This window comes from Guyparkeria sp., from assembly GCF_046540515.1.
Classification (GTDB): domain Bacteria; phylum Pseudomonadota; class Gammaproteobacteria; order Halothiobacillales; family Halothiobacillaceae; genus Guyparkeria.
The window spans coordinates 1-18,100 of the sequence record NZ_JBKHFB010000031.1; the positions used below are offsets into that span (position 1 = coordinate 1).

General features: G+C 67.2%; 21 protein-coding genes and 2 tRNA genes. 11 read left to right on the forward strand and 12 right to left on the reverse strand.

Annotated elements, in window-relative coordinates:
- Positions 1 to 599, forward strand: a 599-nt coding sequence (locus ACLFRM_RS05465; RefSeq protein WP_410754712.1) for an aminotransferase class I/II-fold pyridoxal phosphate-dependent enzyme, incomplete at its 5' end; no start/stop codon positions are given.
- Between the two features lie 15 nt (positions 600 to 614).
- On the opposite strand, the gene ACLFRM_RS05470 is transcribed toward ACLFRM_RS05465, so the two are convergent.
- Together ACLFRM_RS05470 and ACLFRM_RS05475 are read right to left on the reverse strand one after the other, a co-directional pair.
- Positions 615 to 1,232 carry a hypothetical protein gene (locus ACLFRM_RS05470; protein ID WP_410754713.1) on the reverse strand — a complete coding sequence of 206 codons (618 nt, stop codon included), beginning with the start codon at positions 1,230 to 1,232 and terminating at the stop codon, positions 615 to 617.
- A gap of 5 nt (positions 1,233 to 1,237) precedes the next feature.
- Positions 1,238 to 1,471: a DUF2789 domain-containing protein gene (locus ACLFRM_RS05475; protein ID WP_410754714.1), complete on the reverse strand. Its 234-nt coding sequence runs from the start codon at positions 1,469 to 1,471 to the stop codon at positions 1,238 to 1,240.
- Between the two features lie 154 nt (positions 1,472 to 1,625).
- On the opposite strand from ACLFRM_RS05475, the gene sohB reads away from it, so the two are divergent.
- Positions 1,626 to 2,702: a protease SohB gene (gene sohB / locus ACLFRM_RS05480; protein ID WP_410754715.1), complete on the forward strand. Its 1,077-nt coding sequence runs from the start codon at positions 1,626 to 1,628 to the stop codon at positions 2,700 to 2,702.
- A 43-nt stretch (positions 2,703 to 2,745) separates the two neighbouring features.
- On the opposite strand, the gene ACLFRM_RS05485 is transcribed toward sohB, so the two are convergent.
- From ACLFRM_RS05485 to ACLFRM_RS05505, 5 genes are all read right to left on the reverse strand, one after another.
- On the reverse strand, positions 2,746 to 5,010 hold the full coding sequence (locus ACLFRM_RS05485; protein WP_410754716.1) for a glycosyltransferase: 2,265 nt from the start codon (positions 5,008 to 5,010) through the stop codon (positions 2,746 to 2,748).
- Complete coding sequence (locus ACLFRM_RS05490; RefSeq protein WP_410754717.1) at positions 5,007 to 6,083, reverse strand: lysylphosphatidylglycerol synthase transmembrane domain-containing protein; 1,077 nt, start codon at positions 6,081 to 6,083, stop codon at positions 5,007 to 5,009. The genes ACLFRM_RS05485 and ACLFRM_RS05490 overlap by 4 nt, the downstream gene beginning before the upstream one ends.
- 113 nt (positions 6,084 to 6,196) lie before the next feature.
- A tRNA-Cys gene (locus tag ACLFRM_RS05495) sits at positions 6,197 to 6,270 on the reverse strand.
- Between the two features lie 6 nt (positions 6,271 to 6,276).
- Positions 6,277 to 6,352, reverse strand: a tRNA-Gly gene (locus ACLFRM_RS05500).
- Between the two features lie 108 nt (positions 6,353 to 6,460).
- Positions 6,461 to 6,868, reverse strand: a complete 408-nt coding sequence (locus ACLFRM_RS05505) for a DUF1249 domain-containing protein (protein WP_410754718.1) — start codon at positions 6,866 to 6,868, stop codon at positions 6,461 to 6,463.
- 49 nt (positions 6,869 to 6,917) lie between these two features.
- Here ACLFRM_RS05505 and ACLFRM_RS05510 point away from each other — a divergent pair, with 49 nt between their 5' ends.
- The gene (locus ACLFRM_RS05510) at positions 6,918 to 7,565 is read left to right on the forward strand and encodes a lytic transglycosylase domain-containing protein (protein WP_410754732.1); all 648 of its coding nucleotides are present in this window, start codon (positions 6,918 to 6,920) and stop codon (positions 7,563 to 7,565) included.
- A 4-nt stretch (positions 7,566 to 7,569) separates the two neighbouring features.
- Positions 7,570 to 8,085 carry a hypothetical protein gene (locus ACLFRM_RS05515; RefSeq protein ID WP_410754719.1) on the forward strand — a complete coding sequence of 172 codons (516 nt, stop codon included), beginning with the start codon at positions 7,570 to 7,572 and terminating at the stop codon, positions 8,083 to 8,085.
- Here the strand turns inward: ACLFRM_RS05515 and dusA are convergent.
- From dusA to ACLFRM_RS05535, 4 genes are all read right to left on the reverse strand, one after another.
- Positions 8,082 to 9,083: a tRNA dihydrouridine(20/20a) synthase DusA gene (gene dusA, locus ACLFRM_RS05520; protein WP_410754720.1), complete on the reverse strand. Its 1,002-nt coding sequence runs from the start codon at positions 9,081 to 9,083 to the stop codon at positions 8,082 to 8,084. The two genes, ACLFRM_RS05515 and dusA, sit on opposite strands and share 4 nt — an antisense overlap.
- Positions 9,084 to 9,150: 67 nt before the next feature.
- Positions 9,151 to 9,879 (reverse strand): sulfite exporter TauE/SafE family protein, encoded by a 729-nt coding sequence (locus tag ACLFRM_RS05525; protein ID WP_410754721.1) that lies wholly within the window; start codon positions 9,877 to 9,879, stop codon positions 9,151 to 9,153.
- A gap of 99 nt (positions 9,880 to 9,978) precedes the next feature.
- Entirely contained in the window at positions 9,979 to 10,194 is a 216-nt protein-coding gene (locus ACLFRM_RS05530; protein ID WP_410754722.1) for a putative motility protein, read from the reverse strand.
- Positions 10,195 to 10,394: 200 nt separating this feature from the next.
- Complete coding sequence (locus tag ACLFRM_RS05535) at positions 10,395 to 11,423, reverse strand: cation diffusion facilitator family transporter (RefSeq protein WP_410754723.1); 1,029 nt, start codon at positions 11,421 to 11,423, stop codon at positions 10,395 to 10,397.
- Positions 11,424 to 11,735: 312 nt separating this feature from the next.
- Between ACLFRM_RS05535 and ACLFRM_RS05540 the strand changes: the two genes are divergently transcribed.
- From ACLFRM_RS05540 to ACLFRM_RS05555, 4 genes are read left to right on the forward strand one after another with little or no spacing between them, the layout of a single operon-like run.
- Complete coding sequence (locus tag ACLFRM_RS05540) at positions 11,736 to 13,076, forward strand: YcjX family protein (RefSeq protein WP_410754724.1); 1,341 nt, start codon at positions 11,736 to 11,738, stop codon at positions 13,074 to 13,076.
- Positions 13,077 to 13,108: 32 nt separating this feature from the next.
- Positions 13,109 to 14,095: a DUF697 domain-containing protein gene (locus ACLFRM_RS05545; RefSeq protein WP_410754725.1), complete on the forward strand. Its 987-nt coding sequence runs from the start codon at positions 13,109 to 13,111 to the stop codon at positions 14,093 to 14,095.
- A 13-nt stretch (positions 14,096 to 14,108) separates the two neighbouring features.
- Complete coding sequence (locus ACLFRM_RS05550; RefSeq protein ID WP_410754726.1) at positions 14,109 to 14,546, forward strand: VOC family protein; 438 nt, start codon at positions 14,109 to 14,111, stop codon at positions 14,544 to 14,546.
- The gene (locus ACLFRM_RS05555; RefSeq protein ID WP_410754727.1) at positions 14,546 to 15,214 is read left to right on the forward strand and encodes a DUF2238 domain-containing protein; all 669 of its coding nucleotides are present in this window, start codon (positions 14,546 to 14,548) and stop codon (positions 15,212 to 15,214) included. Before ACLFRM_RS05550 ends, ACLFRM_RS05555 begins: the two co-directional genes overlap by 1 nt.
- Before the next feature lie 99 nt (positions 15,215 to 15,313).
- On the opposite strand, the gene hemB is transcribed toward ACLFRM_RS05555, so the two are convergent.
- Positions 15,314 to 16,315 (reverse strand): porphobilinogen synthase, encoded by a 1,002-nt coding sequence (gene hemB, locus ACLFRM_RS05560; protein ID WP_410754728.1) that lies wholly within the window; start codon positions 16,313 to 16,315, stop codon positions 15,314 to 15,316.
- Positions 16,316 to 16,428: 113 nt separating this feature from the next.
- Here hemB and ACLFRM_RS05565 point away from each other — a divergent pair, with 113 nt between their 5' ends.
- The 3 genes from ACLFRM_RS05565 to ACLFRM_RS05575 form a co-directional block, all read left to right on the forward strand.
- Positions 16,429 to 16,848, forward strand: coding sequence for a hypothetical protein (locus ACLFRM_RS05565; protein ID WP_410754729.1), 420 nt, complete (start codon positions 16,429 to 16,431; stop codon positions 16,846 to 16,848).
- Positions 16,849 to 17,023: 175 nt separating this feature from the next.
- Positions 17,024 to 17,575 carry a DsrE family protein gene (locus ACLFRM_RS05570; protein WP_410754730.1) on the forward strand — a complete coding sequence of 184 codons (552 nt, stop codon included), beginning with the start codon at positions 17,024 to 17,026 and terminating at the stop codon, positions 17,573 to 17,575.
- Positions 17,576 to 17,648: 73 nt separating this feature from the next.
- Positions 17,649 to 18,100: MSMEG_1061 family FMN-dependent PPOX-type flavoprotein (locus ACLFRM_RS05575; protein ID WP_410754731.1), on the forward strand; the 452-nt coding region annotated here is incomplete at its 3' end.

Below are 18,100 nucleotides of genomic sequence, written 5' to 3' on the forward strand. Positions count from 1 at the left end.
ACGAGATCCACATGGATCTGACCTATCCGGGCGTCAGGCACACGCCGTTCGCCGACGTGGCCGATGCGGCGGGCTGTCGCTGGTTCACGGTCACCGCGCCGGGCAAGACCTTCAACACCGCCGGCATCGGCGGCGGCTACGCGGTGATTCCCGATGCCGGGATTCGCAAGTGCTTCGATCGCGAGCGGCGCGGCATGCATCTGGGCGAGGGCTCGGTGTTCGGCCTGACGGCGTTGAAGGCCGCCTACACGCGGGGCGCGCGCTGGCCGGGCGAATTGATGCGGCACATCGCCGGCAATCGTGACCGGGTGATCGAGGCGGTCCGGGATCTGCCGATCGAGCCGATGGCGCCCGAGGCGACCTATCTCCTGTGGCTGGATTGCCGCGGGCTGGGCCTGTCTGACGCGGCTTCGGATCCCGAGGACCGGACCCTGCAACGCTTCTTTATCGACGAGGCGGGGCTTGGACTGAGCCAGGGCATCATCTTCGGCGAACCGGGCCGGGGTTACATGCGGATCAACCTCGCGACGCCCACGCGGGTGATCGACCAGGCAATGGGGCAGTTGCGACGGGCCTGGGCGCGGCGGCTGGCGAGCTAGGGCTTCCTTGTCGAGTCAGTAATAACGCCGTGGTTCCCATGCCGGGTGGTCCGGACCGAGCGTGGCCTCGCAGTGCAGCCGGCCGCGCAGGAAGTCGTGGCTCGTGACCTGTCGGCTCTTGCCCCGGCGCAGTTCGCCTTGTGTGGCGACCAGCCGGGCGCAATCGGAACGGGAGTACTCCGGGCAAAGGCGAATCTCCATGCCGTCAAAACGTGCCGTGCCGCGGCGCGCCCGGTAGCGTTCGTCCTGTCGCTGTAGTTCGAACTCGATGGGCATGCCCGCTACCAGGTCGAGCCCGATGGGTTCGGCAGGCCGCCACTTGCCGCCGTAATGAAGCTCGGCGCGATCCAGCACGCACTGGACCCGCTCGCCGGGTCCGGCGGTGGCGCGGGCATGGGAAAGCTCGGCGGCCCGGGCGCTGGCCTCGGCCTCGCGGGCCTGGGCCTCCTGCCGTCGCGCCTCGGCGCGTGCCCGGTCGACCTCGGCCTGCTCGAGGCGAGCCTGCTGCTGGGCATCGGCATCCATTTTCAGCCATTGTTCTTCCGGTATGTTCAGCGGGTAATGCGGGCCGCAGGCCGACAGCAGCAGTAAGGTGGCGAGCAGTCCGCCGATGGCGACCCCGCGTTTCGTCATCGGCATCAGTCCCGCAGTCGGGCGTCGAGGTGGTCGACGGCCTCGGCCCAGTCGGCGTCCTCGGCCAGTGATTCGCGCAGGAAGCGACGCTGGTTCTCGTTCCAGAACGGCGCGTCGCTCAGTGCCACCTCGCTCGGCAGGGGCGAGTGGCGATCGATGAATGCCTCGATATCTTGCTCGCTGGCATCCAGGCCGAGCTGTTCGAACAGTTCACTCAAGGGGTGAAACGGTGGCTGCATGCGATCTCCTCCGGATGGTCGGTGCCTGTCTTCGGGGCGGGGCGGCCCGGGATCTACCCTTGGATTTACCCTTGCCCCGTCTCGATTCTAGTCACTTTTTCCGGGGCCGACCGCCACGTCTATACTGCGCTTCTTTGCCCGGAGTAAATCGTCCATGTGGCCCGAGTATTTCCTGTTTCTCCTCAAGACGCTGACGCTGGCGGTCGCCGTGATTTTCGTCGTGGCCGCGGTGGTTTCGATCGTGGCGCAGGCGCGCAATACCCAGGCCGGCGACGGCCGACTCAAGCCGCTGAAGATCCGCCGGCTCAACGAGGAGATCGAGTCGCGTAGCAAGCAGTTGCGCGAGGCGCTGAAAAAGTCCGACGATGGCTGGAAGGCCAAGTGGGCCGAGCTGCGCCAGCGGTTGCCCGGAAGCAAGACGAAGAACGAGGGCGAGGTGTCTGTCGCCGTCGGCAAGACAATCACGCAAGGGGCCGGGGAGGGGGACGAGGAGGCGAAGTCCCCACGCACGTTCGTGCTGCGCTTCCATGGCGACATCCGCGCCTCGGCGGTCGAGGCCCTGCGCGAGGAGGTCAGCGCCGTGCTGCAGGTGGCCGAGCCGGGGCACGACCGGGTGCTGCTGGTGCTCGACAGCCCGGGCGGCGTGGTGCCGGGGTACGGGCTGGCGGCCGCCCAGCTCGCTCGCCTGCGTACCGCGGGGATCGAACTGGTTGCCGTGGTCGACCGGGTCGCGGCCAGCGGCGGCTACATGATGGCGGCCGTTGCCAACCGCATCGTGGCCGCGCCGTTCGCCATCGTCGGCTCGATCGGCGTGGTCGCCCAGTTGCCCAACATCCATCGCCTGTTGAAGCGCAACGATATCGATGTCGAACTGCACACCGCCGGGCAGTACAAGCGCACCCTGACGCTGCTGGGCGAGAACACCGAGGCCGGCCGGGAGAAGTTCCGCGAGGAGCTCGAGCAGACGCACGTGCTGTTCAAGGATTTCCTCAATCGCTACCGCCCGCAACTGGACCTGGAGAAACTCGCCACCGGCGAGCACTGGTACGGCGAGGACGCCCTCGAGCTGGGCCTGATCGACGAGATTGGCACCAGCGACGATCAGATCCTCGCGGCGGTGGATCAGGGCGAGGCCTTCGAGATCGTCCAGCCGATAAAGAAGCGCGGTCTGCTCGGTCGCCTGAGTGCCTCGGCACAGTCGGCGCTGAGCGAGTGGCGCCACCCGCTCTGACAGGAGCGGCGTGCGTCCCGTGTATGGGGCCGGGGTGCCGGGATCAGGATTTGCCGCGCGTCTCGTTCCGGGGGCGATGGTAGAGGGCGAGTACCTGGGCATAGGTCATGGCCACGTCGCGGGCGAAGTGGTCGATGGCGTGTCGCCTGGCGGTGGCCGTCGCCCGCTCGGCCATCGCCGAGCGCAACGCGTCGTCCTCGATCAATCGCCCCGCGGCGGTGGCCCAGTGATCGATGTCCTCGGCGGTCTTGAAGCCGTTGCTCTCGTGGTTCACTACGTCGTCGATGCCGCTCGAACGGACCGCCACCACCGGCAGTCCCGCCGCCATGGCCTCGAGGATGACCATGCCCTGGGTCTCCGACTTCGAGGCGAACGCGAACGCATCCCCCAACTGGTAGTAACGCGCCATCTCGTCGGGTGAAACCGCGCCGACCAGGGTGACTACCGGGGTCAGGTCGAGCGCGTCGATGCGTGTCTGCAGGCGCTCGTGCTCGTCGCCGTCACCGATGATCAGGCAGCGAAACGGCCGGTCGCTGCGCCGATGCAGTTCGTCCATCGCCGCGATCAGGAAGTCGATGTTCTTTTCCCGGGAAAGCCGCGAGACGCTCACCAGCACGCGCTCGTCCGGGCCGATGCCGTGCTTGAGACGCAGGGCCTCGACCGCCTCGGGGTCATCGGCCTGGAAGCGGTCGAAGTCGATACCGGTCGGATGCACGTAGATCGGCGTGGTCACCCCGATCACCCGCAGGTATTCCTCGGCCGACTCGGTCGGCACGATCACCCCGTCGCAGCGATTGGCGAACCGCCGGATGGCCGTGTGCGCGATCAGGTTGCGGAACAGAGGCCCCGGCAGCGGCACGTAGTGCGAGTAATGCTCCAGGCGGGTGTGGTAGGTGAACACCGTCGGCACCTTGAGCCGACGCGCGTGCCAGTGCGCGACCCACCCCAGCCAGAAGGGATGGTGGATGTGAATCAGGTCGGGGGCGAAGGTCTTCAGACCGCGACGAATCCGCGGCGAGAGCGGGTTGGCCAGGCGGAATTCGCCGTGGCGCCCCATGCTCAACAGCGAAGGGACACGGATCACGTCGCTGTCCCGGTCGTCCTGATTGGCGTAGCTCGGCGCGATGATTCGCACGTGATGGCTCAACTGCTCCAGGCCGCGTCGCAGTCGGTCGATCGAGATGGGCACCCCGCCGATGAAGGGCAGGTAGTTGTTGGTCACCATGGCGATCGACAGTGTCCGGCCTGTCCAGGGTGAGGTGTCGATGTCGTAGTTCCGGTAGTAGTCGCGCTCGACGAAGATCGTGCTGTAGAGCTTGATTGCCAGCAGGATGAGCAGGCCGAGGACCAGCAGGAAGTTGAGGTGGCCCACGTAGAACAGCGAGTGGATGAAGAACCACAGGCTCTCCAGCGTCTTGAAGAACTGGTGCTGGCCGATGTCGAGCCGTTCGACGGCGATTTCCACCTCGCCATCGTCGGTTGTCACGTCGACGTAGTGGTAGTAGCTGGTGTCGTCGTTTAGCACTAGCCCCCCGGCCCCGCCGGTGACCACGTAGCGCACCCCGTCGCGCGTCTGCTGGTCAAACAGATGCAGGTTGCTGGAAAACACCGCGTCGACGTCATGCATCCGGAAAAGGTCGTGCAGGCGGTCACGGAAAGTCGCGTCGGTCAGGTACTGGTCGTCGAAATCGAGCGGGCTGCGTCGCGCGGTGTGAAACAGCGGGTGGCCGATGAAGACGAATCGATGATCCGCAGACGGGTCGCGCAACTGCTCCTTGAGCCAGTGGAGCTGGAAGGGGTAGGTGTCCGGGTCCGTGCTGTCGAGGAACAGGAACTGGCTGCCGCCGGTGCGAAAGCTGAAGAAGTACGGCCCGAAGTGCTCGTAGAAGTTGAACGAGCCGAACGCGCCGCTTTCCTTCTCGCCCACGGTGAGCAGGTAGGGCATCTCCAGGTGCGAAAGCGTGCGGTAGAGGGCGCGGTACTTGTCCTCGCCCCCGCCGCTGACCGCATTCCCGGCCGAGACCACGAAATCCGGTCCCGCGCGGTTGAGGCGCGGGATCATCTTGCGCTCGAACAGGCCGACCGAGTTGTTGATGTTGCCGACCACGGCGAAGTGCAGTTCGCCGTCGGTCCGGTTGTCCGCCCGGTCCTGTATCCGCTCGATCTGCTCGGCATGGACGGCATGGTAGGTGCCCTCGAAGATCGAGAGATATACGCGGTAGCCGACCAGCAGCAGGATGGCCATCAGCGTCAGGTAGAAGGCCAGCTTGAGCCGGCGGGGCGTCAGTTTCTCCGACAATCGGCTCATGACGTGCCTCGCCGCGTGGCGGCGATTTCCCGCTGGGTGACGAACAGTCCGATCAGCATGCCCACGTAGATCGTCAGCGCCCGCCACGCCACGGTGACCAGCACCAGGTGCGAGGCGGTGACCACGTCACGGAAGAAATAGCCGAACACCCCCTCGGCGATGCCCGAGGCCCCCGGCGTGGGTGAGAAGTACATCACGAAGGTGGTCATCACCATCCGGCCGATCACCAGCCAGTAGTCGAAGCCGTAGCCCAGCGCCCAGAAGAGCAGGGCGGGGAACGAGAACAGCGCCAGCAGGAAGATCGCCGTGAAGACGAACGAGGCGGCGATATCGAGCTTGCGTCCCTGGAAGTAGCGGACGAAGCCGTGAGCGAAACGCTGCAGTTCACGCACCAGCCGGTGGCGCCAGCGCCAGTGCCGCCGCGGGCCGATCAGGTGCAGACGTCGCAGTATCTTGAGCATGCCCAGCATCGGGCGAAGCAGCCAGTTGCTGCGGGTTATCAGTATCGTGAAGAACGCCAGATACAGGGCGACCGACACGCTCAGGGTGATCACCAGCGAATTGCTCCGCGCCGCTTCTTCCGCGCCCGGAAGCGTGACCAGCAGGATCGGCGTGGCACCGAAGATGAACAGCACCGCGAGTGCCGTGCGAATGGTGGTGGCGGTCAGGCCGGTACCCACCGGGACGCCGCGCCGGCGCATGAACCATACCTGGGCCACTCCGCCGCCGGTGGCCAGTGGCGTGATGTTGGAGACGAAAATGTTGAGAAACACCAGCCGGGCCATCGCCGACAACGGGATCGAGTGACCCAGCGCCCGCAAGGTGAACCACAGTCGCAACCCGTCGGCTACGAAGTAGACCAGCATCAAGGCAAGACTCGCGAGGATCAGCTGCCAGCCCAGAAGGCGGGAATCCCAGACGATCTCGTGGCCGGCGACCTGCGAATAGACCGCCCAGATGCCGGCCGCGCTCAGGCCGATGAACAGCAACGCGAACCAGAGCAACCGGCGGCCACGGAAGGCTGGTTCGTCCTGGATCTTGAATCGGTCGGGATGGAGGTGCGGGTCGGTCATGTCGCCTGCAGCGCCCGTCGTCGGTCCGGCGGCCTGCGGCCGGCACGTGAGGGGGGTCTGACAGACACAGAAAAACCCGCGCGAGGCGGGTTATCCGTGATGGTCATCAATGTTGGAGGCTGGACCCGGAGTCGAACCGGGGTAAACGGATTTGCAATCCGGTGCATAGCCACTCTGCCATCCAGCCGCGATCTGGAGCGGGAAACCGGATTCGAACCGGCGACCCCAACCTTGGCAAGGTTGTGCTCTACCAGCTGAGCTATTCCCGCTTGAGGGGGCGCAATTTTCATCAGGAACCGTCCCCGTGTCAAGTCGTTCTTGGGGGCGTCTTGCCGCGGTTGCCGGGAGGCGCGTGCCGTCATCGTTCCCGAACAGGCTCAGTGGTGGCGCAGCCGGGCCAGGAGCCAGCGTTGCAACATGCGGTTGCGTGACTGTCTCGCCCGATTACACTCGGTACGGTCGGCCTGCAGGCAGGTGGCGGGGTGACGCGGATCGTGCAGTTCGGCCGAGCGAGCGTCGAGGTAGACCCGCACGCGGAGTGTCACCGGGCGACTGGTCGAATCGAGGATCTCGTGGTCGGTGAAGTCAAGCTCCAGGGTGAAGCGACCGCGTTCGGTAACCCTGGCGACCACCGAGAAGCCCAGGGTGAATTCGTCGCCGGGTGCCAGTCGACGCAGGTCGCCGAGCAGGCGACGAATCAGGATATAGTTCTGCTCGTAGAGATCCATCAACTGATCGAATGGATCGTGCTCGATGGAATGAGGAATGCCGGTGTTGAGATTCATGCCTGCCAGTGTAAGCAAGCGCCGCGAGAATAGGAATGCCGCCAAACGGATGCCCGGTCGCGGGCCGGCCGGGTCGAGGATCACCGCCTCGACCCCGGTGGTTGCTGTCTCCGTGCTGGTCTCCCTGCTGGCCGTCGGGGCGGCGCAGGCCGATGTCTACAAGTACCGCGATGCCCAGGGTGTGGTGCACCTGACCAACGTGCCGCAGCAGTCGGCCGACGAGCCCTACACGCTCTGGCGCAAGAGCGAGGCGACCAAGCCCAAGGGCTGGCAGGACGGCTACCGCGTCATGCCTCGCCTCGACCGCGATCGCTACGCCGAGCCGGTCAACCGCTTCGCCGGTCTCTACGGGGTCGATCCGACCCTGGTCCGCGCGGTGATCCATGCCGAGAGCGCCTTCCGGCCGGACGCGGTCTCGCCCAAGGGTGCCGGGGGACTGATGCAGCTGATGCCGGCGACGGCGGCCCGCTTCGACGTGGGCGATCGTTTCGATCCCGAGGACAACATCGCCGGCGGCGTGGCCTACCTCGCGCTGTTGCTGGACCTGTTCCAGGGCGATCGCGAACTGGCGGTGGCCGCCTACAACGCTGGCGAAGGGGCGGTGAAGCGTTACGGGGGCATCCCGCCCTTCGATGAGACGCGCACCTACGTCAAGCGGGTCATGCAACTGCAGGCGGCCTACGCCGAGGCGGGCTAGGGCGATGGTCCGCGCTGCATCGTCCCCACCCGCCGCCCGGCCCGATCCGGCCCTCGAGGCCGAGCGGCTGGCCGGGTTTGTCGGTGGCCAGTCTGCGATCGTGGTGGCCGTCACGCCCGACGGGCAGGCGCTGCCGGAGATCGGTACGCTGCCATTCGTGCGTCACGAGGGCGCGTTCTGGGTGCTGGCAAGCGAGCTGGCTGCCCATACCCGACCGCTGATCGAGCATGGTGAGGCCCGCGTTGCCCTGCTGGCCGACCAGTCGGTCACCCGCAATCCCTTCGCCCGCGAGCGTGCCCACTGGGCGGCTCGGGTCGAGGCCATCGACCGCGAGGACGAGCGCTTCGCGATGATCACCGCGGCCCTGCGCGAGCGTCACGGCAAGACCGTGGATCTCCTGTGCGGGCTGGGGGACTTCCACCTGCTGGGCCTTCACCCCGGGGCCGGCAGCTACGTCAACGGATTTGGCAGCGCATTCGTGCTCGACGGGTTCTCGGTCGTCTCGCAGCGGCGGGGCTAGCCCAATTGATCGATCGCCTCGTCGATCACGCGCGGGTCGTCGGGGCGTTTGGGCGCCTGCTCGCTCAGGTGCCGGCGATAGGCACGGGCGCCGGGTCGGCCCTGGAACAGGGTGAGGATGGGCTTGACCAGGGTGGGCAGGCGCGTGCCGCGCTCGACCTCGGCCGCGACGTAGTCGCGATAGGCCCGCAGGGCGGCCAGGCGATCGACGGGGGTCGTGTCGCCGAACAGGGCGGCATCGATCTCGGCCAGGAGTCCCACGTTCTGGTAGGCCGCCCGGCCCACCATCACCCCGTCGACCTCGCCGAGCGCCGCCCGCATCGATTCCACGGTGGTCAGCCCGCCGTTGAGCACCACGGTCAGGTCGGGGCGTTCCCGCTTGAGCCGCGAGGCGAACTCGGGGCGCAGCGGCGGGATGTCGCGGTTCTGCTTCGGCGACAGCCCCTTGAGCCAGGCCTTGCGGCTGTGGACGATGAACACCTCCGCGCCGCCCCGGTCGGCGACGATGTCGACGAATTCGCGGAACTCCTCGTAGGTTTCCTGGTGATCGATGCCGATGCGGCTCTTGACCGTCACCGGTACGTCGACCGTCTCGCGCATGGCCGCGATGCACTCGGCCACCAGGGCCGGCTCGGCCATCAGGCACGCACCGAACGCGCCGTTCTGCACCCGGTCGCTGGGGCAGCCCACGTTGAGGTTGATCTCGTCGTAGCCCCAGTCGGCCCCGATTCGCGCCGCCTCGGCCAGCGCGCGCGGGTCCGAGCCGCCCAGCTGCAGGGCGACCGGGTGTTCGGCCTCATCGAAACGCAGATGACGCTCGACGTCGCCGTGGAGCAGCGCGCCGGTGGTCACCATTTCCGTGTACAGCCGCGCGTGTTCGCTCAACTGGCGGGCGAGGAAACGATAGTGCCGGTCCGTCCAGTCAAGCATGGGCGCCACGCAGAAGCGCCAGGGGTTTGCGGACGAGGCGTCGCGGATCGGGGAGATGGAGTCATTCATGGAATGCGGGGCCTGGCCGGAACGGGCCGGCATTGTAGCGCGCCGGTCGCGCACATCGGGCGAGTGGTCAGGGCAGCAGCGCCTTGATGACGGCACTTGCGCCTGCGATCGTCGCGATGCCGAGGATGATCGGGCGCAGCGCGCCGAACGGGATCCGGTTGACCAGGTGCCCCGAGGCAATGAAGCCGAGCAGGGTGCCCGGCAGCAGCGCGGCGAACAGCCACCACTCGCGCGCGCCGATAAAGCCGGAAAAGAACAGCGCCACCGCGCTGGCGAGACTGGCGAACAGGAAGAAGGCCGAGAGGTTGGCGCGCACCATCGGGCCCCGCTCGTTCTGGTAGACCAGGGCGATCGGCGGGCCGCCCACGGCGGTGATCGTGCCCATGTAGCCCGAGGCGGCGCCGGCAATCACCGAGTTACGCGGGTTGAGTGCCGGATGGATGCCGATCACGCTCAGGAAAACGGCGAGCAGGATCAGGATGCCGAAGGCCAGTTCGAAGCCCTTCGGCGTGAGCATGGCCAGCGTCACCACGGCCAGCACGGTGCCGACGATATCGCCGCCGATGGCGAAGCGCACCGGCCGGAAACTCAGGCTCGAGCGACTGCGCCACAGGATCAGCAGCGTCAGCAGCACGGCATTGAGGATCAACGGGCCGGGCAGGAGCAGCGGGCTGACCAGGAACAGCAGTGGGGCGGACAGGGTGCCGATGCCGTAGCCGGCCAGCCCCTGCAGGAAGGCGCCCGCGAAGATGGCCAGGTTCGCCAGCAGCAGCTGGATCAGGGTGATGTCGTCCAAGGCGGTTGCTCGTGTCGCAACGAAAAATCCCCGGCGGTGCCGGGGATGATGAAACCGTTTGCCGAGCGCCGAGGCGGTGGAAGCCTCGGCCGGCCTGGTTCAGGCGTAGGTGTTGACCTGACTGCCGACCGAGCCGCTCTCGGACGTGGCGTTGGTCTGGCTGCCACCCTGGTTGATCGACTCGACCAACGGCGCCATCGCCTTCTCCTGCGTTTCCATCGCCTGTTTCTGAACACGCATGCCCACTTCCTGTGACAGTTGTGCGCTCGACATGGCAGTTTGCATGCTGCCGGCTGCGGATACCGAGTCGGCCATGATTGCCTCCTCTGCTTGAAGTGTGGATTGACGGGCGGTTCACGCGTCGTGAAAGCGCCGGACGCTTGATCAGTCTACGCTCCCCCATCGTCGAATTCATCCCCCTCCCGCGGATTGCTGCGCGGCGAACCGACGGGGTCGCCAGACGGTCGGGAAGTCCTGGCTCAGGGGCTCGGTCGGGAGTGCGCCCGGCGCGTCGGTCAGAGTCGAACGCGGACGAGGTTTCGCACCAGCGGCAGACGCCGCCAGAGGCTGGGACGGGTGTCGGTCAGATCCCGGCAGGTCTCGCACTGGCCGGCACGCGGCCGGCGTGTGGTCAGCGGCTCGATGCGCATGGGCGACGGGCCTCGGCCCGGTTCCCAGGCCGAGAGTGGCTCCTCGTGGATCATCACGTCGGCCCCCGGGAAGGTGCGCAGCAACTTGGCCTCGACCTCGTCGCCGATCTGGTGGGCGCGGTTGAGGTCGATGTGATTGTCGAGATAGAGGTAGAGCTGGATGATCATCGTGCGTCCGGCCAGCCGGGTGCGGATCTGGTCGACGGCGTGTACCGACGGGTGCGTGGTCGCGATCTGGGCGACGCGCATCTCGGTGCCGTCGAGCACCTCTCGGTCCATCAGCTGGTCGAGTGACTCGCGGCCGAGCTTCCAGGCGCTGTAGAGGACGAACACGCCCACCGCCGCGGCGAAGGCCGGGTCGAGCCACATCACGCCGTAGCCGGCCAGGATCAGCACGGCGATGGTCGAGGCGTTGACCAGGAAGTCCATGGTGTAGTGCGCCGCGTCGGCCTTTATTGCCGGTGAACGGGTCTTCGCGATGACATAGCGCTGGAAGCTCACCAAGGCGAGCGTCGCGATCATCGAGAAGATCATCACGCCCACGCCCCAGTCGATCGCGGACAGCTCCTGCGGGCGAACCAGTCGTTGGAGTGCCTGGATCATCAGGAACACGCCCGAGCCGGCGATGAACGTGGCCTGGGCCAGTGCGGCCAGCGGCTCGGCCTTGCCGTGGCCGTAGCGGTGGTCCTCGTCCGGCGGCTGCAGGGCGATGCGCACCGCGACCAGCGTGACCAGCGAGGCCAGCAGGTCCATGGTCGAATCGATCAACGAGGCGAGCATGCTCACCGAGTTGGTGGTGATGCTCGCCGCGAGCTTGAGCGCGATCAGCGTCAGGGCCAGCGTCACCGAGGCGGTGGTGACCATGCGCAGCAGCTTGGCGTGTGGATTGGACATCGGGTGATCGTCGCCTTGTCGGGATCGCGCTCGGGCTACGCCTCCGGCGGGATGCCCGGCCGGTGGAGAAAGTTAGTCAAGACTAATACCGAACTGGATTGGTCCCATTTTAATGCACCCCGGCCTCGACTGCCAGCCCGGGGCTCCAGCGTGTTCCGGCCATCGTCCGAAAGCGGGACGGATGCACCAGGTGCCGCGCCGGGCTTGGGTGCTCCGTCCGGCTCGTCTACCATCGTGGCACCCCTCACTTGCCGGGATGTCTCCTCCGGTGGCCCACCGGCAAGGGCCCCACAGGTCATGGACAACGTATCAATGGCTACCGATAACCCAACCTTGCCGTCGCGTGCCGGTTGTCCGGTCACGCGTATCGGCATCACCGGCCTGTCCGGTGCCGGCAAGTCGACCCTGATCACGGCCATCATCAATCACCTGGAAAACGCCCGGCGCGGCGCGGTCGCCGAGCAGGTGGGGCTCGGTGCCATCCGGCACGGTCGCTGGCACCGGGAGATCGAGCGGGCGTTCGATTACGACCACGCCCTGACCGCGCTGACCGGCCAGCCCCCGAGCTGGCCGGAATCCACGCGCGACTGGTCGATCGCGCGCCTGACCCTGGATTACGACCGCCGCTGGTACTCGCTGCGCCCGCGGCGACGCTGCCTCGAACTGTTCGATTATCCCGGCGAATGGCTGCTGGACCTCTCCCTGCTCGACTGGTCGTTCGCCGAGTACAGCGCCCACTGGCATGACTGGCTGGCGCGCAGCCCGCGCCGGGAGATCGCCCCGCGTCTGCTCGAGGAGCTGGCGGCGATCGATCCGGCCGCGCCACTCGACCCCGAACGACTGGAGACGCTTGCCGGCCGCTGGTCGATGATGCTGGCCGACAGCCGCCTGCCGCCGCATCGCCTGTCGCGCAACCTGCCCGGGCGCTGGCTGATGCCGGGCGAGGGCTTCGATCCGAACGCCATGCCCTTCCTGCCGTTGCCCACAGTGGCGGCAGAGCCGGAGGCAGACTTCCCCGCGGGCTCCTGGGGAGAGGTCTGCCAGCGTCACTTCACCTATTACCGCGACCGGATCGCGCGGCCGTTCTTCGAATCCCACTTCGGCCGGCTGGATGCCCAGGTGATCCTGGTCGATCTGCTCGGTGCGCTGCGCAGCGGCCGGGCGGCGCTGGCGGACATGCGCGCGGCGCTCGAGTCGATTCTCGAGCCGTTTCGCTACCGTGACGGGCACTGGCTGGGCAACCTGTTCACCCGGCGGATTCGGCGGGTGGCGATCGTCGCGACCCAGATCGACCATCTGCTGCCCGCCGACCAGGCCCGCCTGGCCCGCCTGCTCGACAGCTACCTGTTCGAACTGACCCAGCGCCTGGCGGGCAAGGACGTCGAGCTACGCCTGTTCGCCGTCTCGGCGGTGACCGCCGCCCAGCCGCGCGAGGACGCCCGCGGACAGCCGATGCTGGTGGGCACCGAGAAAAGCTCGCGGCAGAAGATCGCCTTCACCCCGCCGACGATACCCGAGCAGATGCCGCACGATCTGGATCTGGCCATCGACGACCTGCCCATGCTGGCCCCGCCGGCCGGTCTGGATCGTGCCCGGCCGTTTCCCGGGCGACGCGTCGATGCCCTGCTCGACTTCCTGATCGGCGAGTCCTGACCCATGAAACGAGACACGGATAAGGTCCCTCGATGAACGACGAACAACCACCGCTCGGCGGCCATCTGGCCACCCGCATTCACGCGCAGGGCGACTCGGTACCGGATGTCGATACCGAGGCGCTCTACGAGGATGAGGGGGAGGCGATCCCCGACCTGATCGAGCCCCGACGCGGTTTTCCCTGGGTGGCGACGCTCCTGGGTGTCGTGGCGACGACCTGGCTGACGATCAACTGGTTGCAAGCGATCTGGTGGGCGCACGGCACGCATCCGGCGCTCGCCTGGGTGATCTTCGCCATCGGTGTGGGCGTCGGAGGCATCGGCCTGGCGCTGGCCTGGCGGGCCTGGCGCCAGCGCCACCACATCGATGCCATCACCCGGCTGAACCGCCGTCTGGCCGAGGCCGAGCGCGAAGGCGAGATGGGCGAGTCGGTGGTCGAACTGCGCGAGGCGGCCGAGCACCTGCTCGCCGGGAACCCGCGGCGAGACGCCTTCGAGGAGGCCCTGCTCGGCATCGACGCGGGCAGCCACGCCACGGAACTGGTGGTGGCCCTGGAGCGCGGATACGCCGAGCAGGATGCCCAGGCCCGTGCGCTGATCCATCGCGAGGTGGTGCGCACCGGGCTGTTCATCGCCGCGAGCCCCTATCCCGCGCTCGACCTGCTGCTGGTCGCTTGGCGCAATGCGCGGATGGTCAACGCCATCGCCGCTCTCTACGGGTTGCGATTGTCCTTCCCCGCCCGCTGGCGGCTATACCGGATGATCCTGCAGAACATGGCCTTCGCCTCGGCCACCGAGACCGTGCTCGACTCGGCCAGCGAGGGCTGGGCTTCGAACCTGATGGTCAACCTCGGTGCCCGGGCCGGGCAGGGCGTGGCCGTGGCGCTGTACTCGCTGCGCATCGGGCGACAGGCCATGCGGGCCTCGCGCATCGCCCCCGAGCACAAGCCGCTGGTCGACCGCAACCTCGCGAGGCTGATTCTCGGTGCGATCCGCGAGCGGTCCTCGGCAACCCGGTAGGGGAGGGCGGGCGATGGAACAACGACTGAGTGTGATCACGCTGGGCGTGAGCGACCTGGCCCGCTCCCGGGCCTTCTACGAGCGGGGGCTGGGTTGGGTGGTCGGTGGCGCGCCCGAGTCGGTCGTGTTTTTCCAGCTCAATGGGATCGTCCTGTCCCTCTACCCGCGCGAGGCGCTGGCGGCCGATGCCGGGGTGCCGCTCGAGGGCGGCGGGTCTGCCGGGATTGCGCTGGCATACAACGTGCGCCAGCCGGGGGAGGTCGACGAGGTGCTCGCCGCGGCCGAACGGGGCGGCGGACGGATCGTGAAGCCAGCAGCTCGCGCATTCTGGGGCGGCCGTTCGGGTTACTTCGCCGACCCGGACGGTCACCTCTGGGAAGTGGCCCACAATCCACTCTGGGCACTGGACGCGGCGGGCAACGTCTCGCTCGTCCCGGGGCATGGCGACTGATGGACCGGCCCGACCGGGGATTGGGAACACCCTGGCTGCTGATCGGCGGGACGCTGCTGGTCCTTGCCGCGTTGCTCGTCTCGGGCATCGATCCCCACGACCGCGCCACCTGGGCGCTGGAGGTCGCCCCGGCGGTGATCGCGCTGCCGATCCTGTGGTTCTCCCGCCGGTGTTTTCCCCTGACCCCGTTGCTCTATGTGCTGGTGTTCGTCCACGCCCTGGTGCTGATCTACGGCGGGGCCTACACCTATGCCCGCGTGCCGCTGGGTTTCGAGATCCAGGCGTGGTTCGACCTCGAGCGCAATCCCTACGACAAGATCGGGCACCTGTTCCAGGGGCTGGTCCCGACCCTGCTGGCCCGCGAGATCCTGATCCGCGGCGATTTCGCCCGTGGTCGCCAGATGGTCGCCTTTCTGGCGGTCTGCGTGGCGATGACCGTGAGCGCCGTCTACGAGCTGGTCGAGTGGGGCGTGGCGATGGTGGCCGGTGGCGGGGCGGTCGAGTTCCTCGGCACCCAGGGCGACCCCTGGGATACGCAGTCCGACATGGCCTTCGCCCTGCTTGGCGCGGTGGTCGCGATCATCGCCTTCGGCCGGTGGCACGACCGGCAGATCGGGCGCCTGGCAGGGCTTTCAGGGGCGAATCGATCAGGCGGTCGCCGTCGCTGACTGGCTGGGGGCGGGGTATCGGTCGGGGCATGCAGCAAGAAGGGCGGGCTCCGGCAAGAACCCGCCCTTGGTCCAATTGGCGCCGTCGGTCCGGCCGCGTTACTTCTGTAGCTGGCGGGCGATGTCCATGGCCGCGTAGGTGAGCACGCCGTCGGCACCGGCGCGCTTGAAGCCGATCAGGGTCTCCATGATGCACTTGTCCCAGTCGAGCCAGCCGCGCTCCGCGGCGGCCTTGAGCATCGCGTACTCGCCGGAGACGTGGTAGGCGAAGGTCGGCGCCTTGAGTTCCTGCTTCACCCGGTAGATCACATCGAGGTACGGCATGCCCGGCTTGACCATCACCATGTCCGCGCCCTCGGCCAGATCGGCGGCCACCTCGTGGAGGGCCTCGTCGCCGTTGGCCGGGTCCATCTGGTAGGTGGTCTTGTCGGCCTTGCCCAGGTTGGCCGCCGAGCCGACCGCGTCGCGGAACGGCCCGTAGAAGGCGGAGGCGTACTTGGCGCTGTAGGCCATGATGCGGGTGTGGATGTGCCCCCTGGCCTCGAGTTGCGCGCGGATCGCGCCGATGCGCCCGTCCATCATGTCGGAGGGGGCGACGATGTCGGCGCCGGCATCGGCGTGGGACTCGGCCTGGCGGACCAGCACCTCGACGGTCTCGTCGTTGAGCACGTAGCCGTTTCTGTCGACGATGCCGTCCTGGCCGTGGGTGGTGTAGGGATCGAGGGCCACGTCGGTCATGATCCCCAGTTCCGGGAAGCGCTCCTTCAACGCGCGCACGGTGCGCTGGACCAGGCCGTCCGGATCGAAGGCGGCCTCGGCCTGCTCGGACTTGGCCTCGGGCGGGGTGACCGGGAAAAGCGCCAGTACCGGGATGCCCAGCTCGAGGGCCTGTTCGGCCAGCCGCGAGAGGTTCTCGATCCCGAGTCGTTCGACGCCCGGCATGGAGTCGACCGGCTCGCGCCCGTTGGGGTCCTCGAGCACGAACACCGGCAGGATCAGGTCGTTGCTCGAGACCGTGTGCTCCTGCATCAGGCGACGACTGAAGGCGTCACGGCGCATGCGACGCGGGCGATGGGCGGGGTAGGCGCGCGAGAACGTCATGGATCGGGCTCCGGTTGACATGGGTGAACGAGGGACCGGTAGGATAGCAAAGGTTCTCGGCCGCCCCTGCGGTCAGGGGTGGCCGGCGCGAGCAATTTTCATTGGGGGAAGCCATGTACGAGTTCACGTTTCTAACGCCCGATCGGGGCGCGGGTTTCATCAAGCGCCTGGAGGCGGAGGGGCTCGATGTGACCGTGGCCCGAGATCCGATGGCCGAGGAGGCGACGACCGTCTCGATCCCCGATGACATCGATGACGCGCTGGCCGACCGGATCGAGGGCTGGTACGAGGAGGAAACCCAGGCGGCCGAGGCCGAGATGTTCCGCGAGGGTCGGATGGAGGCGTCGATCTCGGCCGGGGTATGGGTGACGCTGGAAAACGGGCAGGCAAGTTTCGCCCCTGTCGATCCGTCGATCATGAGCCGAATGCTGTCGGTGTTGACGTCGGATGAGTTGGGGGACTTCGTCGACCGGGTGGCCCGTGCGGTCGAGCATCCGGACGACACGCCGGTCTGCGCTCGTCGCGAGGATTGAAAGCCGACGAACGAATTGCACGGTTTGCTTGGCGTTGTTTTTCCTGCCACGCCGGATGGTTGATGGCCTACTCTTGAATCGAGGGGAGGTGTTTTCCCTCGGCCCGGTCAGTCGCCCGAACACGTCGAGCCGGCCGATTCGGGTGCGCCGACCGCAAAGACGAGAGGTGGCCGCCATGAAATGCTCGATTTTTCCCGCCCGGACCCTCGTGGTTCCGTTCTTCCTGTTGTGGTTTTCCTTGGCCTGGTCCCTGTTGGGCGCCTCGTCGGCCTGGGCGCAGGCGAAGGTCGTCACGCCCGACTACGAGCCGCCGCAGGTGGTTTACGATTTCTACCTCGACGATCCCGACAAGATCGGCGCCGCGCTGTACTGGGTGCGCTCGCTGATCAACCCGCTCCAGGCGAGCCCTTACAACATGGATCCGACGCTCGACATGGATATCGTGGTGATCATCCACGGCACCGAGATCGTCACCGTCGCGAAGAAAAACGAGGAAAAGTACGAGGATGCGGTCGCCCGCATGCGGTACTACCATGACATGGGCGTGAAATTCCACGTCTGCGGCCTGGCCGCCGAGGATTATGACTACGACCGCGAGGACTTCCAGGACTTCATCACCATGGTGCCCTCGGCCTTCACCGATCTGGTCCATTATCAGCAGCAGGGTTACGCGGTGATCAAGCCGGAGGTGTTCGAACGCACGCAGTCGATCGAATCGATGCGCTAAGCCCGCCGGCGACGGTCGAAATGGTCGGCCGTTGCCGTATCCTTGGGCCCGGTATTCTCCCGAGGACTTCCGTTTGGACCCGCATCAGATTGATTCAGTCACGGCGCTCGAGGCCCTGTTCGACACCCCGGGCGAGGCGGCGATCAAGAAGGAGGTCGACCGCCTCGTACCGGTCTACCGACGGCTGATCGAGGCCTCGCCGTTCTATGTCATGGCAACGCAGGGCCCCGGCGGGCTGGACTGCTCGCCGCGTGGCGATCCGGCCGGTTTCGTCGAGGTGCTCGACGACCGGCACATCGCGCTGCCCGAGCGGCGCGGCAACAACCGCATCGACAGCCTGCGCAACCTGGTCGAGGATCCGCGCGTCGGGTTGCTGTTCCTCGTGCCCGGCAAGAACGAGACCCTGCGCGTCAACGGCCGGGCCCGGATCACCACCGATCCGGCCCTGCTCGAGCGCACGGCCATGAAGGGCAAGCCGCCACAGTGCGTGATCGTGGTCGAGATCGAGTCGGTGTTCTTCCAGTG

Coding starts and splice junctions, on each gene's coding strand:
- ACLFRM_RS05530 (WP_410754722.1), bottom strand. CDS start 10,194: ATGGCCGACTCGGTATCCGCAGCCGGCAGCATGCAAACTGCCATGTCG.
- dusA (WP_410754720.1), bottom strand. CDS start 9,083: ATGAATGACTCCATCTCCCCGATCCGCGACGCCTCGTCCGCAAACCCC.
- ACLFRM_RS05505 (WP_410754718.1), bottom strand. CDS start 6,868: ATGAATCTCAACACCGGCATTCCTCATTCCATCGAGCACGATCCATTC.
- ACLFRM_RS05570 (WP_410754730.1), top strand. CDS start 17,024: ATGAAATGCTCGATTTTTCCCGCCCGGACCCTCGTGGTTCCGTTCTTC.
- ACLFRM_RS05550 (WP_410754726.1), top strand. CDS start 14,109: ATGGAACAACGACTGAGTGTGATCACGCTGGGCGTGAGCGACCTGGCC.
- ACLFRM_RS05490 (WP_410754717.1), bottom strand. CDS start 6,083: ATGACCGACCCGCACCTCCATCCCGACCGATTCAAGATCCAGGACGAA.
- ACLFRM_RS05535 (WP_410754723.1), bottom strand. CDS start 11,423: ATGTCCAATCCACACGCCAAGCTGCTGCGCATGGTCACCACCGCCTCG.
- ACLFRM_RS05545 (WP_410754725.1), top strand. CDS start 13,109: ATGAACGACGAACAACCACCGCTCGGCGGCCATCTGGCCACCCGCATT.
- ACLFRM_RS05510 (WP_410754732.1), top strand. CDS start 6,918: ATGCCCGGTCGCGGGCCGGCCGGGTCGAGGATCACCGCCTCGACCCCG.
- ACLFRM_RS05470 (WP_410754713.1), bottom strand. CDS start 1,232: ATGACGAAACGCGGGGTCGCCATCGGCGGACTGCTCGCCACCTTACTG.
- ACLFRM_RS05540 (WP_410754724.1), top strand. CDS start 11,736: ATGGCTACCGATAACCCAACCTTGCCGTCGCGTGCCGGTTGTCCGGTC.
- ACLFRM_RS05565 (WP_410754729.1), top strand. CDS start 16,429: ATGTACGAGTTCACGTTTCTAACGCCCGATCGGGGCGCGGGTTTCATC.
- ACLFRM_RS05475 (WP_410754714.1), bottom strand. CDS start 1,471: ATGCAGCCACCGTTTCACCCCTTGAGTGAACTGTTCGAACAGCTCGGC.
- sohB (WP_410754715.1), top strand. CDS start 1,626: ATGTGGCCCGAGTATTTCCTGTTTCTCCTCAAGACGCTGACGCTGGCG.
- hemB (WP_410754728.1), bottom strand. CDS start 16,315: ATGACGTTCTCGCGCGCCTACCCCGCCCATCGCCCGCGTCGCATGCGC.
- ACLFRM_RS05485 (WP_410754716.1), bottom strand. CDS start 5,010: ATGAGCCGATTGTCGGAGAAACTGACGCCCCGCCGGCTCAAGCTGGCC.
- ACLFRM_RS05515 (WP_410754719.1), top strand. CDS start 7,570: ATGGTCCGCGCTGCATCGTCCCCACCCGCCGCCCGGCCCGATCCGGCC.
- ACLFRM_RS05555 (WP_410754727.1), top strand. CDS start 14,546: ATGGACCGGCCCGACCGGGGATTGGGAACACCCTGGCTGCTGATCGGC.